Source organism: Actinomadura rudentiformis, assembly GCF_008923185.1.
Lineage (GTDB): Bacteria > Actinomycetota > Actinomycetes > Streptosporangiales > Streptosporangiaceae > Spirillospora > Spirillospora rudentiformis.
This window is the reverse complement of record NZ_WBMT01000008.1, coordinates 196,044-210,640: the sequence shown is the minus strand read 5'-3', so window position 1 is coordinate 210,640 and position 14,597 is coordinate 196,044. Positions and strand designations below refer to the sequence as shown.

Annotated in this window: 16 protein-coding genes; 7 read left to right on the top strand and 9 right to left on the bottom strand. The window is 70.1% G+C overall.

The genetic code is table 11. From position 1 onward, the window contains the following. Positions 1-192: 192 nt before the first annotated feature. Positions 193-600 (top strand): hypothetical protein, encoded by a 408-nt coding sequence (locus F8566_RS18560; protein ID WP_151561507.1) that lies wholly within the window; start codon positions 193-195, stop codon positions 598-600. 73 nt (positions 601-673) lie between these two features. Here F8566_RS18560 and F8566_RS18555 read toward each other — a convergent pair whose 3' ends face one another. Both F8566_RS18555 and F8566_RS18550 read right to left on the bottom strand, forming a co-directional pair. Beyond that, positions 674-1,174 (bottom strand): DUF3237 domain-containing protein, encoded by a 501-nt coding sequence (locus F8566_RS18555; RefSeq protein WP_225993304.1) that lies wholly within the window; start codon positions 1,172-1,174, stop codon positions 674-676. After that, a complete protein-coding gene (locus tag F8566_RS18550) occupies positions 1,171-1,566 on the bottom strand; it encodes a nuclear transport factor 2 family protein (RefSeq protein ID WP_151561506.1) in 396 nt (131 codons plus the stop codon). Before F8566_RS18550 ends, F8566_RS18555 begins: the two co-directional genes overlap by 4 nt. A gap of 90 nt (positions 1,567-1,656) precedes the next feature. Here F8566_RS18550 and F8566_RS18545 point away from each other — a divergent pair, with 90 nt between their 5' ends. The 4 genes from F8566_RS18545 to F8566_RS18530 all read left to right on the top strand — a co-directional run bounded on the left by F8566_RS18545 (position 1,657) and on the right by F8566_RS18530 (position 4,750). Then, entirely contained in the window at positions 1,657-2,265 is a 609-nt protein-coding gene (locus F8566_RS18545; RefSeq protein ID WP_151561505.1) for a TetR/AcrR family transcriptional regulator, read from the top strand. Positions 2,266-2,436: 171 nt separating this feature from the next. Then, the gene (locus F8566_RS18540) at positions 2,437-3,081 is read left to right on the top strand and encodes a FadR/GntR family transcriptional regulator (RefSeq protein ID WP_264159335.1); all 645 of its coding nucleotides are present in this window, start codon (positions 2,437-2,439) and stop codon (positions 3,079-3,081) included. Beyond that, on the top strand, positions 3,078-4,319 hold the full coding sequence (locus tag F8566_RS18535) for a CynX/NimT family MFS transporter (RefSeq protein ID WP_151561504.1): 1,242 nt from the start codon (positions 3,078-3,080) through the stop codon (positions 4,317-4,319). The genes F8566_RS18540 and F8566_RS18535 overlap by 4 nt, the downstream gene beginning before the upstream one ends. A gap of 95 nt (positions 4,320-4,414) precedes the next feature. Further along, positions 4,415-4,750 carry a hypothetical protein gene (locus F8566_RS18530; protein ID WP_151561503.1) on the top strand — a complete coding sequence of 112 codons (336 nt, stop codon included), beginning with the start codon at positions 4,415-4,417 and terminating at the stop codon, positions 4,748-4,750. A 66-nt stretch (positions 4,751-4,816) separates the two neighbouring features. On the opposite strand, the gene F8566_RS18525 is transcribed toward F8566_RS18530, so the two are convergent. Both F8566_RS18525 and F8566_RS18520 read right to left on the bottom strand, forming a co-directional pair. Continuing rightward, positions 4,817-5,800 (bottom strand): asparaginase, encoded by a 984-nt coding sequence (locus tag F8566_RS18525; RefSeq protein ID WP_151561502.1) that lies wholly within the window; start codon positions 5,798-5,800, stop codon positions 4,817-4,819. A 105-nt stretch (positions 5,801-5,905) separates the two neighbouring features. Continuing rightward, positions 5,906-6,733 carry a BKACE family enzyme gene (locus F8566_RS18520; protein ID WP_151561501.1) on the bottom strand — a complete coding sequence of 276 codons (828 nt, stop codon included), beginning with the start codon at positions 6,731-6,733 and terminating at the stop codon, positions 5,906-5,908. A gap of 65 nt (positions 6,734-6,798) precedes the next feature. Between F8566_RS18520 and F8566_RS18515 the strand changes: the two genes are divergently transcribed. Continuing rightward, entirely contained in the window at positions 6,799-10,299 is a 3,501-nt protein-coding gene (locus tag F8566_RS18515) for a BTAD domain-containing putative transcriptional regulator (RefSeq protein WP_151561500.1), read from the top strand. A gap of 28 nt (positions 10,300-10,327) precedes the next feature. Here F8566_RS18515 and F8566_RS18510 read toward each other — a convergent pair whose 3' ends face one another. Then, complete coding sequence (locus F8566_RS18510; RefSeq protein WP_151561499.1) at positions 10,328-11,020, bottom strand: hemerythrin domain-containing protein; 693 nt, start codon at positions 11,018-11,020, stop codon at positions 10,328-10,330. A 73-nt stretch (positions 11,021-11,093) separates the two neighbouring features. Here F8566_RS18510 and dtd point away from each other — a divergent pair, with 73 nt between their 5' ends. Further along, positions 11,094-11,519 (top strand): D-aminoacyl-tRNA deacylase, encoded by a 426-nt coding sequence (dtd, locus tag F8566_RS18505; protein ID WP_151561498.1) that lies wholly within the window; start codon positions 11,094-11,096, stop codon positions 11,517-11,519. Positions 11,520-11,553: 34 nt separating this feature from the next. Here the strand turns inward: dtd and F8566_RS18500 are convergent, their stop codons facing one another. From F8566_RS18500 to F8566_RS18485, 4 genes are all read right to left on the bottom strand, one after another. Then, complete coding sequence (locus tag F8566_RS18500; protein ID WP_151561497.1) at positions 11,554-12,051, bottom strand: hypothetical protein; 498 nt, start codon at positions 12,049-12,051, stop codon at positions 11,554-11,556. 132 nt (positions 12,052-12,183) lie between these two features. Continuing rightward, entirely contained in the window at positions 12,184-13,230 is a 1,047-nt protein-coding gene (gene ygfZ, locus F8566_RS18495) for a CAF17-like 4Fe-4S cluster assembly/insertion protein YgfZ (protein WP_151561496.1), read from the bottom strand. Positions 13,231-13,240: 10 nt separating this feature from the next. Next, a complete protein-coding gene (locus F8566_RS18490; RefSeq protein ID WP_151561495.1) occupies positions 13,241-13,657 on the bottom strand; it encodes a Fur family transcriptional regulator in 417 nt (138 codons plus the stop codon). Between the two features lie 319 nt (positions 13,658-13,976). After that, a complete protein-coding gene (locus F8566_RS18485) occupies positions 13,977-14,477 on the bottom strand; it encodes an FABP family protein (RefSeq protein ID WP_151561494.1) in 501 nt (166 codons plus the stop codon). Positions 14,478-14,597: the final 120 nt, after the last annotated feature.

The following is a 14,597-nucleotide window of genomic DNA, read 5'->3' as shown; positions in this document are numbered from 1 at the left end:
ACCCGGCCAAATACCTCCGCCGGGTGCTTTGCCGGTGATCTCCGCTGGCCGCCAGGCGGAGATCGTCCTTGCCGGAGGATGGGCAATTGAAGGGGCATATCCGCAGATAAACGGCATTGACCGGCCCGTGGACCCGATGCTGGGCTGAGAGGCGACCGTACAGATCGCGCATCCAACGGGGGAGGAACGGCGATGGCTCTTGGCGACCAGATCGGTCATGACACCGGGCAGATCACGGGGACGCGGATCCTGCCAGGCGAGCCGGGCGAGCCCAAGGTGGAGGTGTCGTTCGAGGCACGGGGCCACCTGCTCGGCGAAGAGGTCACGGACATGGGGACGTACGTCTCGCGGAGGCAGCCGGACGGCTCCCTCTACGGTGAAGGACAGGGCCTCTCCATGACCGCCAGCGGCGAGACGGCCCTCTGGAAGGGCTCGGGGGTCGGCAAGCTCCTGCGCAACGGAGCATCCTCGTGGCGCGGGGCCATCTACTACCAGACCGAGTCCGACAAACTCTCACGCCTCAATGGCACAGCCTGCGTCTTCGAGCACGAGGCCGACGAGAGCGGCAAGGTCGAGTCCAAGACCTACGAGTGGAAGTAGCCGCTTCACACGAGCGCGCAGTGCCCTGGACCCCAGGGCACTGCGCGCCAATCCAACGGTGGTGTTTCAAACGCTACAGAATCCGATACATCCGGTGGTCGATGCGGCCATGACCGTATTCGCCGTAGCCGACCACGACCAGTCCGCTCAGCCATGAGTAGCGCTCGTCGGATGTCTCGAACCTCGGCGTCGGCCGCACGTAACTCTCGTCGACCGACAGCCGCTCCCCGTCGGCCAGACGCTGCCGGCCATCGGGCGGGAACCTGAGCACTCCGTTCGAGTCGTAGTGGATGAGGACACCGTCGTGGGTGCGCAGGGTCGCGCGAACGTCCATGCGACTGATCCCGTCGGCTCCCAGCCACACCCAGTCGCCGCCTCCGGGCAGCATTTCGCCCCGGAAGCCCGGCCCTTCGAAACGGCCGCCCTTGGTCACGAAAGTCAAACGGGTACCGAGCGGGGTCGAGATGATCTGGGCTGGCTCGAGGTCGATGCTGAGGTCGCAGAGATGCTCGACGGGCAACGCATCGAGCAACGCCCGATCGAACAAAGGCGTGGTCGTGTCGGCGGCACTCACGCGGCCCCGCCACCGAACGCGGCCTTCAACTCAGCGAAGTCGAAGAAGGTGTCCTTGCGTGTGACGAGGCCGTCGGATGCCACCTCGACGACGTCGAGGGCGTGAACGCCCCGACGATCTTCGCCGGGCCGCTGGAACGTCAGCGTCCAGTCCAGAACCCAATGGCCGTTACCGAACAGCAGGCGTCGCTCGTCGAAGCCGAAGCCCGGGTAGAGCTCGAAGACGTGCGCGAACTCACGCCGCAGGGCTTCGCGACCATGGACTGCGGCACCCCGACCATGGGCCTGGAACTGCGAGTCGGGGGTGTGCAGAGCAACGATCGCGTCGACGTCGCGCGCCTCCCAAGCGGCGAAGTATCGCTTGGCGATCGCAGCAAGATCCTGGGTGGTCATGGAACTCCTCAGGTCGGATGCCCCGACGCTAAATGGATACGATCGTATCTGTCAATACGTACGGTCGTATTTGCAGATACGATCGTATCCATGACTCGAACAGGCGACGCACGCCGCGGCGCGATCGTCGATCGCGCGGTGCACATCGCATCGGTCGAAGGCATCGAGGGTCTGACGCTCGGACGCTTGGCGGACGCTCTGCGCATGAGCAAGAGCGGCATCCAGACCCTCTTCGGCACCAAGCAGGAACTCCAACTCTCGATCGTCTCGGCCGCATCGCGGGTCTTCGAGCGAGATGTCTTGCTGCCCGCCGAGCGGCAGCCCGCCGGGCTCGCGCGACTGCGGGCGCTGATGTCGTTGTGGATCGGCTACCTGGAGACTTTCGAGGGCGGATGCTTTTTCGTTGCCGCCGCAAGTGAACTCGACGGCCGGTCGGGACCCGTCCGAGACGCGGTCGCAGACGCCGTCGCCCGAGCCGACGCCCTGCTCCAACGCGAGGTCGAACTCGCCGTCCGCCTTCGCGAGCTTCCGTCGGACACGGACGTCGAGCAGCTCGTCTTCGAACTGCACGCCATGGTGCTTCAGGCGAATCACGATCGCCAGCTTCTCGGCCGCAAGGACGCCCTGGCCCGCGCCCGTAACGCGGTCGATCGCCTACTGGAGCAGCAAACGGGTGACGCAGCGTCGCCCAGCCGATGATCTGCCTCAGATCAACGAGACAGAGCCCAGACGATGCCGTCTCACGAAGTCCGGCAGGTGCGGCGGGGCACACCTGCGCTGGGAGCTGATGCGTAAGATGTCTGACATCTTATCTTTGGGAGGCTTTCGGTGCCGTTGAGTCCTGTGCCCGGTAGGTCGGCTGTGGAGGCTGTGCTTGAGCAGCTTCAGGGTGAGGTGACGGCGGGGGCTTGGCGCGTTGGCGACCGGATTCCTGGGGAGTTCGAGCTCGCTTCGCAGCTCGGGGTGAGCCGGCCTGCGGTGCGGGAGGCGATTCGGGCCTTGTCGCATGTCGGCGTGCTTGAGGTGCGGCGGGGCGATGGGACTTACGTGCGGAGTGGGGCTGATCCTCGGCCATTGCTGCGGAAGGTCGAGCGGGCCAGCTTGCGTGATGTCTTCGAGGTGCAGCTGGCGTATGACGTGCAGGCGGCTCGGCTCGCCGCGCGGCGCCGGACCGATGCGGATCTCGTTCGGCTTGAAGAGCTGCTGGCCGCACGGGCGGCTGCGACCGGTGCGGAGGAGTTCGGGGCTGCGGACTCGCGATTTCACTTGGGCGTTGTGGAGAGCACCGGGAATGCCGTGTTGATCGAGGCCTGCCGGTTCTTCATGCGGCGGCTCAGCGAGGCTCTGAGCGCGCTGCGGCTCGATCAAGCGGTCCCGGAGGCCAGTCAGGAGGCCCACCAGGCCGTGGCCGACGCCATCGCCCGGCAGGACGCCGATGCCGCCGGGCGGGCGGCTGCGGCGATCGTCGAACCGAGTCTGGCCGCCCTGGAGACGCTGGTCGAGGGTTCGCGATGACGCGGCGGATGCTCGTCGGGCAGCTGGTGCTGATCGTTCTCGTCGCGGTCAATCTGCGGCCCGCCATTGTGGCGGTCGGGCCGGTGCTGACCGAGATCAGTGAGGAGTTCCGGCTGTCGGGGACGGCGGCGGGGGCGCTGACCACGGTGCCGCTGGTGTTCTTCGGCGCGTACGGGCTGCTGGCGGCGTTCCTGCGGCGGGCACCTCGGAACGAGTCGTTGCTGATCGTGGCCATGATCCTGCTGATGGCCGGGCTGCTGCTGCGGCTGGCGGGCGCCCCGGTGGCGCTGTTCGCCGGATCGCTGGTGGCCGGGATCGCGATCAGCATCGGCAACATCGTGATGCCCGCGATCATCAAGCGCGACCACCCGAACTCGATCACGACGGTGACGGCCGTCTATACGGTGGCCGTCACCGCGGGCGCGGCCGTCTCGCAAGGGTTGGCGGTGCCTGTCGAGCATGCCCTGGACAGTTCGTGGCGGGTGCCACTGGGATTGCTTGTGATTCCTGCGGGCCTGGCGGCGATGGTGTGGTTGCCCAGGGCCCGGCGGGCGGCGCAGGCGGCTCGTACGGCACCTGTCGGCCCTTCTTCTCGGGCGCTGGCCGCGCATGTCTGGCGTTCCCCGCTGGCGTGGCACGTGACGGCTTTCATGGGGGTCCAATCCCTGCTGGCGTACGTGGTGGTCGGCTGGCTGCCGACGATCTGCCAGGACCGCGGCATGGCCGAGGCCCCTGCCGGCTACGTGCTGGCGCTGTCGAGCCTGATGCAGGCCGTGGGGTCCCTTTGCGTGCCGTTGCTCGAACGGAGGATGCGCGACCAGCGGCCCCTCGTCGGCGCCGTCGTGGTGGCGAGCCTCATCGGGTTCACAGGGATCGCTTGGGCTCCGATCGGGTCGGTGTGGGTGTTCTCCGCCGTGCTGGGGCTCGGGCAGGGACTTGGGTTCGCGACAGCGCTTTCGTTCATCGGGCTACGAGCGCAGGACGCCCGGGTGGCCGCGCAGCTCTCCGGGATGGCCCAGGGCGTCGGCTACATGATCGCGGCGATGGGTCCGCTGGCCATTGGCGCCCTGCATGACGCGACACATGGTTGGACCGTTCCCATCGTCGTGACGCTCGTGGTCGTCGCCGGGCTTGCGATCCCCGGCCTGGCCGCCGGTCGCAACCGTGCCGTCACCGTGCCGGGCGAGTCCACCCCAATGGTAAAGAGAGCCCCTTCCGGGTCAAGTTCACTTAAATAATGCCATTAGCTGCAGCGCGCAATAATCCACTCCCACGACCTTTCTGTACCGTTAAGGGACCATCTGACGAACAACCGGCGCAGGGAGTTGGTCGAATGGGCGCAGAGATCGTGATGGCGACCGGGAACAGGCTCGGCGACGGAGTCGCGCTGTGGCTCGGGCCGCCCGTCCTCGCGTTGGCATTGATCACCTTCGCGTACTTGATCGCCTTCGGCCTCAAGAGGACCAACGCCGCATGGCGGGCAAGGCGGCAGGGCGAGAAGTTCGAGACGTTCAACGTGCCGGAGCAGGGCCCGCGGAGTCTTGAGGTAGGGCACGAGGTCGGCGGCGGCTTCTACCACTACTCGCCTGGAATTTACTCGCACAGCTATTCACCCGAAGAGGCCGCGGCTCACGAAGCCGAACATAAAACGGAACTGCTGCCCTCCTAAAGGCCGCTACCCGCCTCATTAGCCACTGCCGCTTCTCGGCCGCTGCGGCCTTGAGGCCGCTGCCGCCTAGAGGGCAGTGCCGAAGAGGCCCTTGGCCGGGCGGATCGCGCCGACGGCTCCGTCACCGCCGTGCAGCCCGACCGTGGCCAGGTCCTCCAGCACCGCAGCGTCCACGTTCGGCGCGGTGTCGATGCCGAGGGCACGGAGGAGGGCCACCGTCACGGGCGTCCGGGCCCGCATCGAGCCGTCGTCGACCTTCACGGCACCGGCTCGCCCGTCCGCGTACGCGAACGCGTCGACGCCCTCCGCGCCGCACTTGACCATCAGCCCCGGGACGGCGTCCATCAGCCGCCGTTCCTCGCGGCGCGTGCCGGACGTCCACGCGGGATGCTCGCGCATCGCGTCCGCCACCTGGCGTTCCGGCGTCCCCGGCTCCGCCAGTACGAGGGCCCGGAACGCCCTGGCCACCCCGATCACCGAGATCGCGAAGAGCGGCGCGCCGCATCCGTCCACGCCCACCGCCACGGGCTTCTCGCCGGAGAGCTCCTCCACGACGTCTCGCACCGCCTGCTGGAGGGGGTGCTCGGGTGCCAGGTAGGAGTCAGTGGGCCAGCCTGCCACTACGCATGCGGCGAGCATCCCGGCGTGCTTGCCCGAGCAGTTCATTCGCAGCCGCGAGCGGTCGCCGCCGCTCCGGGCCACCTCCAGGCCGACCTCGGGCTCAAGGGGCCATTGCGCCGGGCATTGCAGAAGGTCTGCGGATACGCCGGCCCCGGCGAGGATCTTCTCCGCGCCCTCGACGTGGAAGTCCTCCCCGGAGTGGCTCCCGGCAGCGAGGGCCAGCAGCTCACCCTCCAGGCCGAGGCCGGACCGGAGCATCGCGACCGCCTGCATCGGCTTGTTGGCCGAACGCGGGAAGATCGGAACGTCAGGTGTGCCCGTGCGGACGGTCACCGAGCCCTCGGCGCCGAGCCCGATCGCGGACCCGCGGTGCCACGACTCCACGAAGCCGGAGCGCTCCACCTCAACCAAGACCGGATTGACCTGCATGTTCACCCCTGAAAAGCCCAAACGTTCCTTACCAGGATATTGCCAACAAATACCCTGGTCGGGCTACCCCCGAGCGGTGGTTCAGCAGGTCGTTCCGCCGGTGGTTCAGCGGGGTCTCACGCCCAGGAACTCGCGAGCCTGGGCGGTGTCCATTGGTGGGCGCTGAGCAAAGCGGGCCACGGCCGCGGCACGCTCGACGAGTTGCGCGTTGGAGGCCACCGGCTCTCCCCTGGCGTAGGTCAGTGTGTCCTCCATGCCGACCCGTAGGTGGCCGCCCGCCGACAGTGCCGCGTACATCACGGGCAGGGACGTCCGGCCCACGCCGGTCGCCGACCAGGTGGCCCCTTCGGGGAGGGCGTCCACCGCCGCCACCAGGGTGCGCGTGTCGCCCGGCATGCCACCGGGCACGCCCATCACGAGGTCGCAGTGGACGTGCCCGCCGTACGGCGGGCCGTGCTTGTCCAGCAGCCGGTGCAGAGCGGCGACCTGGCCCAGGTCGAAAAGCTCGAATTCCGGAACGATCTCCAGCTCCTGGGTCCGCCGGTAGAGCTCCACCATGAACGGCCACGGGTTCATGAAGACGTCGTCGCCGAAATTGACCGTGCCGCAGGTCAGCGAACACCCGTCAGGTCCGGCCTCCAGCACCCGCAGGCGATCCTCGTACGGATCGGTGACCGCCCCGCCGGTCGACAGCTGGACGATCAGACCCGTCGCCTCCCGCAACGCCTGGACCGTGTCGCGCAGCCGCGCGAGGTCGAGCGTGGGCCGTGCCGCGTCGTCGCGGATATGGACATGGATGACCGCGGCACCGGCGGCCTCACAGTTCTTCGCGGTCTGCACCAGCTCGTCGAGCGTCACCGGCAGCGCCGGGACCTCGGCTTTCGCCGATTCGGCGCCGGTCGGTGCCACCGTGATGAGCGTCGTTGCTCCCATGCTCGAATGATCTGTCCTGCGAAGGCACTCCCGCAAGTGAGGCGCACGGGACATCATGGGCGGCGATGAGGTTTCAGGTGCTGGGCCCGCTGGCCGCGAAGGACCCCGACCGGGGCGCCGTCGAGCTGGGCCCGCGCCGCCAGCGGATGGTCCTCGCGCGCCTCCTGGTCGCCGGCGGTGGGGTCGTCCCGGCGGAACGCATCATCGAGGAGCTGTGGCCCGACGACCAGCCGGTCCGCGCGCTGGGCACCCTCCAGTCGTACGTGTCGCACCTGCGCCGCGCACTGGAGCCCGACCGGCCGCCGCGGGCCCCGGCCAACCTCCTGGTGAGCGCGTCACCGGGGTACGCGCTGCGCGCCCAGGTCGTGGACGCGCGGCTCTTCGAGGAGGAGGTGCGCGCCGCCGACCAGAGCCCGAACCCGGACGAGGCGCTGCACATGCTGGATCAGGCGCTGGGCCGCTGGCTCGGACCCGCGTACGCCGACGTCGGCGACCAGGAGTGGGCGCGGCCGGAGATCCTTCGGCTGAACGAGCTGCGCGCGCACGCGGTCGAACGGCGCGCCGCCCGCCTCCTGGAGACGGGCCAGCCCGCCGTCGCCGCCGGAGACCTGGAAGCCTTCCTGGCGGCCGAGCCACTGCGCGAGGAGTCCTGGCGGCTCCTGGCCATCGCGCTCTACCGGATGGGCCGTCAAGGCGAGGCACTCGGGGCGCTGCGGCGGGCTCGCACGATGCTCGCCGATGAACTGGGCGTCGATCCCGGACCGGGCCTGCGGGACGTGGAGACGGCGATCCTCGCGCAGGACCCGGTGCTGGACGCCGTCCCCCAGATGAAGCCGCTTGAGCCCGTCGAGCCCCCACAACGAGCTGCCGCCCCTCCCGAGGCCGTCCCGTCGCCAGGGAACGTGCCCGACACGGGTCTCTTCGGCCGCGCGAACGACCTGGAACAGCTGACGCGGACCGCCCAGGCCGCCGAGGCGGGACGGCGCCTGCGCACGGCGCTCGTCCACGGCGAGCCCGGCATCGGCAAGACCGCCCTGCTCGAAGTCCTCGCGGTCGGCCTGGCCACGGCCGGCTGGCGGGTGGCGTGGGGCCGCTGCCCCGAGGCAGGCGGGGCCCCGCCGCTGTGGCCCTGGCACCAGGTCATCACGACTCTCGTCGGAGAGCCGCCGAGCGCCGCCGACCGGTTCCAGACGTCACGGGCGGTCAGCGACAGGTTCGCCCGCACCGCTGACAGCAGGCCGGTGGCCGTCCTGCTCGATGACCTGCATATCGCGGACGAGGGCACGCTGGCCGTCCTGCGGGATGTGCTGGGCGGCCCGCCGCCCGCCATGCCCGTGCTGGTCGTCGGCACCTACCGATCGGCCGAGGTGAGCGGCCCGCTCGCCGACACCCTGGCGGTGTTCTCCCGCCAAGGGGCGCTCCGGCTGCCGCTCGGACCGCTGCCCGACGCCGACGCCGCCGCTCTCGTACGGGCCGTCCAGGCCGAGGAGGGCACCGCCGACCGGGTCGATCCGGGGGCGGTCGCGAGCATTGTCGAACGCGCCGGGGGCAACCCCTTCTACCTGCGCGAGCTCGCCCGCCTCCCGGTCGGTGCACCGGAGGACGCCGCGTACACCCCGCCGCCGGCACCGGCACCGCCCGCTCCCCCACCGCCCGCTCCCCCACCGCCCGCTCCCGCAGATGCGACCGCTGGCGCGACCGCAGGCGCGGCCGAGCCGGAGGCCGAGGAGGTACCAGCCGGGATCGCCGAGGTGATCAGGCTGCGCATCGCCCGGCTGCCCGCCCTCACCCGCAACGTCTTGCGCGTGGTGGCCGTGATCGGGCGCGAGGCGGACGTCCGGCTCGTCGTGGCGGCGCAGCGGCAGGACCCCGATGACGTCTACGACGCGCTGGAGGCGGCGGTCGTCGGCGGCCTGCTGGAGGAGCCGGCCGCGGGACGGGTGCGTTTCGCGCACGTGCTGGTGCGCGACACGGTGTACGGGGATCTGCTGCGGCTGCGGCGGGCCCGCCTGCACGCGGACGTGGGCGCCGCAACCGAACGGATCTTCCCCGGCGCGCTGGCCGAGCTGGCCCACCACTTCTCCGAGGCAGCTGTGCTCGGTGAGTCGGACAAGGCCGTGCGCTACTGCCGGGCTGCCGCCGAGGCCGCGGAGAACGCCTTCGCCTACGCCTCGGCACTCGACCTGTGGGAACGGGCCCTGGCCGCGTTCGACCGGGACGGCATGGCGGGCGACCCGCGGATCCGCACCGAGCTGCTCATCGGCCGGGCCCGCGCGGCGCAGCTCGCCGGGCGGCCGCGCTGGGCCCATGATCTGCGCGGTGAGGCGATCCATGCCGCCGAGGCGATCGGCGACCCGGAACTCACCGCCCGTGCGATCGTCGCGATCGACACCCCCACGCTCTGGTACAGCCGGCCGCGCGGCCAGATCGACATCGACCTGATCCAGCTGATCCGGCGCACGCTGCCGGCGGTGCCGGACGCGCTCAAGGCCGGGCTCCGGACGACGTACGCGCTGGAGGCGGGTCTCCACCATGATCCGGACGGGGCGGTCGAGGCCGCCACCGCCGCGGTCGAATGGGCCCGCGAGGCTGGCGAGACGACGGTGCTCGCCGCCGCGCTCAACGCCCTCTACTTCGCCGAACGCCGCCCGGGGCGGTACGCCGAGGTCACCCGGGTGGCCCTGGAGCTCGAACGGCTCGGCCGGGACGAGCGGATGCCCGGGGTCGAGGCGCTGGGGCTGCTGGCCCGCTGCGTCGAACTGGGCGCGCAGGGCGAACTCGACAAGATCGCTTCGCTGACCGGGGCCGTCGCCGAGCTGGCCGACCGGTACGAGCTGCCGGTGTTCCGGATGCAGGTCCAGCTGGCCGACGCGGCCCGGGAGCTCGTCCAGGGCGATCTGGACACGGCCGGGCAGTCCTTCGCCGCACTCGCCGAGACCGCCGCGAGCCGGGAGATGTGGGACGTCACCGGTGCGGGGGTGATCGGACGGCTCTGCGCACGGCAAGCGGCCGGTGATATCGCCTCCGCCGAGCAGGACGCGCGTCTGATCGCCTCGTTCGACGCCGTGGTGGGCACGCCGATGCACGCCTGCACGATCGCGGCGCGCGGCGACGCCGAGGCGGCGTTCACGCTGCTGAGGAAGGCCTCTGAGCCGCCCTCCGACCAGCTGTGGCTGCTGCTGGAGGGTTTCCGCGCCGACGCGCTCACGCTGGCCGCCGCGGCGGCTCCGGGCAGCGCGCCCGACGCAAAGCCCGGCAGCGCGCCCGACGCTGCGCTTGACGCGGAGGGACACAACGGCCCGGCCAGCCCCCGCGAACTGGCCGGGCCGCTGTACGAGCGGCTGCTCCCCTATGAGCCGTTCGTCTGTGGCGGCGAGACGATGGGCCTGCACCTCGGCCCCGTCGCGGCGCGTCTGGCCCGCCTGGCCGGGCTCCTCGGCCTCCCCAAGGCCGTGGTCGCCGGCCATTGGGAGGCCGCGCTCGCCCTGGCCCGCCGCGCCCGTGCCCCGCGCTGGCAACGCGAGGCCGAAACGGCCCTCGAACGTCTGAACCACCGAAGTTCCTGAACGATCGACAGGTCCCCTCGGACGGTGATCAACTGAAGAGCGTCCCGTGCAGACGCTCGTACCTCCTCCTGAAGAGCAGCAACGCCAGCCGGAACGACACCGGCGTCTTGGTCATGGCCACCGTGTCGTCCGCCGGGATCACCGCCGCCCACCACGAGGCGATGAACCACAGGCGCCGCTTGGGGTAGGCCTTGGTGACGGCCCGTTCCCAGCGGTCGAAGTCCTCCACGGACACGTACCGGGAGATGGCCGGGAAGATGTCCCGCTCCTCCTCCGTGATGTGCTCGTCGAGGAGGTCGCGCAGCCGCGCGGACTCGACCGCCAGTGCCTTGCGGGCCAGCGCGTCGGACGGCTCCGCACGCACCCTTGCGGTCGCGGCGCAGAGCGCGGCGAGGATCGGGTCCAGGTGGTCGTGGTCGACGGTCAGCGGCTCGATGTCCACCGCGCCCAGGGCCGACGCCCGCACGACCGGAAAACCGATCTCGTCCTCGTACCGGTGATGGTGCCGGATGTCGGACACGAACAGCTCGACGAACCTGTCCAGCGCCTTGGCACGACGCTCGGTCAGCACCGTCTCCCCGGCGTGCATCCGTCCGGCGAGATCAGCGAGCTGGTGGGCGCCCTGCTGGATCGCCCGGTGGGCGATCGTGTAGAGCCGCAGATCCACCTGCGGATCGGACGGCCGGCGAGGCCGCACCGTCAGCACCCTGTCCTCTCGCATGAACCCAGCTTGGACCCGCCCACTTGGAGACCACTTTCAGAACTCTTGAACGCACCCGGCAGAATCAGGAGACATGCGGGCTGTAGTGCAGAGAGTGAGTCGGGCGGACGTGACCGTGGACGGTCGCGTCGTGGGGGCGATCGAGGGACCGGGCCTCATGGTCCTGGTCGGGGTGACGCACGACGACACCCCCGAGAAGGCGCGCAAGCTGGCCGCGAAGGTGTGGGGGCTGCGCATCCTGGAGGACGAACGTTCCGCCTCGGACCTGAACGCCCCGCTGCTGGTGATCAGCCAGTTCACGCTGTACGGGGACACCCGCAAGGGCAGGCGCCCGGGCTGGAGCGACGCCGCGCCGGGCCCGGTGGCTGAGCCGCTGGTGGAGGCGGTGGTGAACGAGCTGCGCGCGCTCGGCGCCAAGGTCGAGACCGGGATCTTCGGCGCCGACATGAAGGTCGGGCTGGTCAACGACGGCCCGATCACCCTGATCCTCGAAATCTGAACCCGGCCACCCCGTTCGGAGGCCATGGACTCCCTCAGAAGCCGTAGACCATCCCGACGATCGTCACGGCGGTGCCGAGCGCAGCCAGGATGATCAGCCCTCGGTCGGCCTGCGCGAGGCGGCCCCGGACCTCCGATGAGACGACCAGGACGCCGGTCTCCCGCTCGGCGTCGGGGTCGGGTCGCTTGCGGAACGGGTTCTTGAGGCCGGCCAGGCGCCATACCGCGTCGTTCTTCACGGCCTGATGGGCGGCCCCGCACGCGAACAGCCGCCCGCGGGCGGGTTGCGGGCAGGAGAACCCCTGCCGCGTCATGACCCGGCAGACCGTCGGCACGAGCAAGAACTGGTAGAGGCACCAGACCAGCAGCACGATGAGCGCCAGCCGCCACGACCGGAACCACCAGGCGGCCAGGAGCAGCATCGCGAACCCGCCCCACCAGACCAGCGCCGACTCGCGGCGGCGCCTGCGGCGCAGTCCCCGCGTGCCCTTCTTCACGGTCGGGGGTTCCTCGTTCCCCAGGTTCGCCACCATCGGCAGGGTCCCACCCAATCTTGACCGGCTGACCTAGCCCGATCCACCACGTGGGCCCCATGACGTGAGTACAGGGCGGCGACCGATCGGGGCATCGTCTACGACAGACGATTTCCCCGTACGGTAAGCGGTTTACGCCCGATTTGCGGCCGTCCTGCGCAAGTCGATCTTCGCGTTGGCGCCGGTGTCCGGGGAGACCACGACCTCCTGGCTCGCGGCCACCCCGCCGGCCAGCAGGTCGGCGTCGACCGGGACGTTCCGCTTGACCAGCGCGAGCGCGATCGGGCCCAGCTCGTGATGGCGCGCCGCCGACCCCACGAAGCCGACCGTACGGCCCCCTGGAATCTCCACCGGATCGCCGTGCGCGGGGAGTGAGTCGACGCTGCCGTCCAGGTGAAGGAAGACAAGCCGGCGTGGTGGCCGTCCCAGGTTGTGCACCCGGGCGACGGTCTCCTGGCCCCGGTAGCAACCCTTGTTGAGGTGGACGGCCGAGTCGATCCAGCCCATCTCGTGCGGGATCGTCCTGTGGTCGGTGTCCAGGCCCATGCGCGGCTTGTGGGCCGCGATGCGGATCGCCTCGTACGCCCACATCCCGGCGGGCCGCAGATCACCGTCGGCGAGCGCCGCCAGCGACAGCCCGGCAAGATCCGGAGAAGCCCCTCCGGCATCGTCGGCTGCATCGGCATCGCGTGCCACGATGCGCGTCTCGGTGCCGCTCGCGTCCGGCCAGACCAGCGTCCCGCCCAGGCCGGCGGGCCCGGTCACGACGGCGTACCGCTCGCTCACGTCCGCCACCTCGACGCGCATCATGAAGCGCATCTTGTCGAGGAACTCCACCAGCGACGGCGCCGCGCCCGGCTCGACGTGCACCCAGACGGCCCCACCGTCATCGATCATGTGCAGGTGGTGCTCGATGTGCCCGTTCGGGCTGAGCAGCAGCGCCTCGGTCGGCTCGCCGGGCCGGAGGCCCTCCAGGTGCTGGCTCAGCAGGCTGTGCAGCCAGCGGAGCCGGTCGGCACCCTCGATCCGGACGACACCGCGGTTGCTCCGGTCCACGAAGGCCCTGCCCGCCTCCAGGGCGCGCTGTTCGTGCGCGGGCTCGCCGTAGTGTCCGGCGACCTCCTGATCGGGCGAATCGGCGGCGACGGCTCCGGACAGCTTCAGCAGCGGGCTCTTCATGAACTCCAGACTATTTGGTCCGGCAGTTCTTGCAGCGGCCGAAGACCGTGAGGTGATGCACGTCGGTCTCGAACCCGAAGTCGCGCTCCAGCACCTCGGCCAGCCCGGCGGCGACCTTGGGGTCGACATCGGTGACCGTCTCACAGTCGCGGCAGGCCAGATGGATGTGCTCGGCCTCCTCGGCCAGGTGGTAATTGGGCGGACCGTGGCCCAGATGGGCGTGCTTGACCAGCCCGAGCTCCTCCAGGAGCTCCAGAGTGCGGTAGATCGTGGAGATGTTGACACCACGGGCCGTGCGCTGCACCTCGGTACAGATCTCCTCGGGCGTGCCGTGCTCCAGCGCGGTCACCGCCTCGAGGACGAGCTGCCGCTGCGGGGTGACGCGGTAGCCCCTCGCCCTCAGCTCCTCCTGCCACGTCTCGGCCATGCCCAGATTCTATGTGCCCCCGGGTCGGGGATGAGATCGCCAAAAATCCGCTTGCCCGAATCCGTTCGTCTCGCATAACGTGCGAACACGCGCGAAAGGAGGTGGTCCAGACAATGCATAGTTCTAGGACTCGCGAGGTGGCTGTCCGCTAGTCGCCGTTCCGCCTCGGAGCCGCCGCCCCTGGCGGCGGCACGCACGGTCGCGACGGTGACCGGCGAAAACCAGGCAGTTACCCGATCCCCGGACCGGTGGACCCGTCCTGTCCACCCCCCGCCACCCGGCGGGAAGGCCCGGGGATCGTTCTATCTTCCAGGGCCGTTCAGGCGACCTTCTTGAGCTGCGCCGACAGGTGCGACTGGAGAGGCTCCCCGACCGCGGCCATCTCGTACACCCAACCGAGGTCGCGCTTGCCGTCCTTCTCCGGCATCAGGCCGTACAGGCGCTTGCCGCCGGTGACCTCCTTGGCCGTCGTGGTCCGCGCCACCACGTCGGTGAGCAGCTCCACCCGGTTGAACGCGACGTTGCCGACGTAGATCTCAATGATCCCGGTGGGATGCGCGAGCGTCACCTCGACCTGGTTGTCCGGCTGCGGCCGCCAGTAGCCGGTCTCGGTGGCGAGCGGCCGGCCCAGCGAACCGTCGTCCTCGATGAACCAGCTTCGGCTGGAGTAGATCAGGAACGGCTTCCCGTTGTGCGTGAACGAGATCTCCTGCCCGAACCGGAACTCCTTGATGGTGGGATAGTCGCCGACGCCGGCGCCCTCCCAGGTACCGAGCAGGAACTTCAGGGGTTCGAGGTCGGGGTGCAGCTGAGGCTCCATGTGCACCGAGCGTAGCGGCTACCGGAGCCTGGACAGCCGTACGACCAGCAAGACGGCGCCGACCGCCATCAGCCCGAGAACCACGACCAGAATCCCCGCGTTCACCATGCCGCCCACGCA

What these genes read in the sequence shown, in the direction of transcription:
- F8566_RS18560 (WP_151561507.1), top strand. Translation starts at nt 193, where the DNA reads ATGGCTCTTGGCGACCAGATCGGTCATGACACCGGGCAGATCACGGGG.
- F8566_RS18550 (WP_151561506.1), bottom strand. Translation starts at nt 1,566, where the DNA reads ATGACCACCCAGGATCTTGCTGCGATCGCCAAGCGATACTTCGCCGCT.
- F8566_RS18545 (WP_151561505.1), top strand. Translation starts at nt 1,657, where the DNA reads ATGACTCGAACAGGCGACGCACGCCGCGGCGCGATCGTCGATCGCGCG.
- F8566_RS18535 (WP_151561504.1), top strand. Translation starts at nt 3,078, where the DNA reads ATGACGCGGCGGATGCTCGTCGGGCAGCTGGTGCTGATCGTTCTCGTC.
- F8566_RS18530 (WP_151561503.1), top strand. Translation starts at nt 4,415, where the DNA reads ATGGGCGCAGAGATCGTGATGGCGACCGGGAACAGGCTCGGCGACGGA.
- F8566_RS18525 (WP_151561502.1), bottom strand. Translation starts at nt 5,800, where the DNA reads ATGCAGGTCAATCCGGTCTTGGTTGAGGTGGAGCGCTCCGGCTTCGTG.
- F8566_RS18520 (WP_151561501.1), bottom strand. Translation starts at nt 6,733, where the DNA reads ATGGGAGCAACGACGCTCATCACGGTGGCACCGACCGGCGCCGAATCG.
- F8566_RS18515 (WP_151561500.1), top strand. Translation starts at nt 6,799, where the DNA reads ATGAGGTTTCAGGTGCTGGGCCCGCTGGCCGCGAAGGACCCCGACCGG.
- F8566_RS18510 (WP_151561499.1), bottom strand. Translation starts at nt 11,020, where the DNA reads ATGCGAGAGGACAGGGTGCTGACGGTGCGGCCTCGCCGGCCGTCCGAT.
- dtd (WP_151561498.1), top strand. Translation starts at nt 11,094, where the DNA reads ATGCGGGCTGTAGTGCAGAGAGTGAGTCGGGCGGACGTGACCGTGGAC.
- F8566_RS18500 (WP_151561497.1), bottom strand. Translation starts at nt 12,051, where the DNA reads ATGGTGGCGAACCTGGGGAACGAGGAACCCCCGACCGTGAAGAAGGGC.
- ygfZ (WP_151561496.1), bottom strand. Translation starts at nt 13,230, where the DNA reads ATGAAGAGCCCGCTGCTGAAGCTGTCCGGAGCCGTCGCCGCCGATTCG.
- F8566_RS18490 (WP_151561495.1), bottom strand. Translation starts at nt 13,657, where the DNA reads ATGGCCGAGACGTGGCAGGAGGAGCTGAGGGCGAGGGGCTACCGCGTC.
- F8566_RS18485 (WP_151561494.1), bottom strand. Translation starts at nt 14,477, where the DNA reads ATGGAGCCTCAGCTGCACCCCGACCTCGAACCCCTGAAGTTCCTGCTC.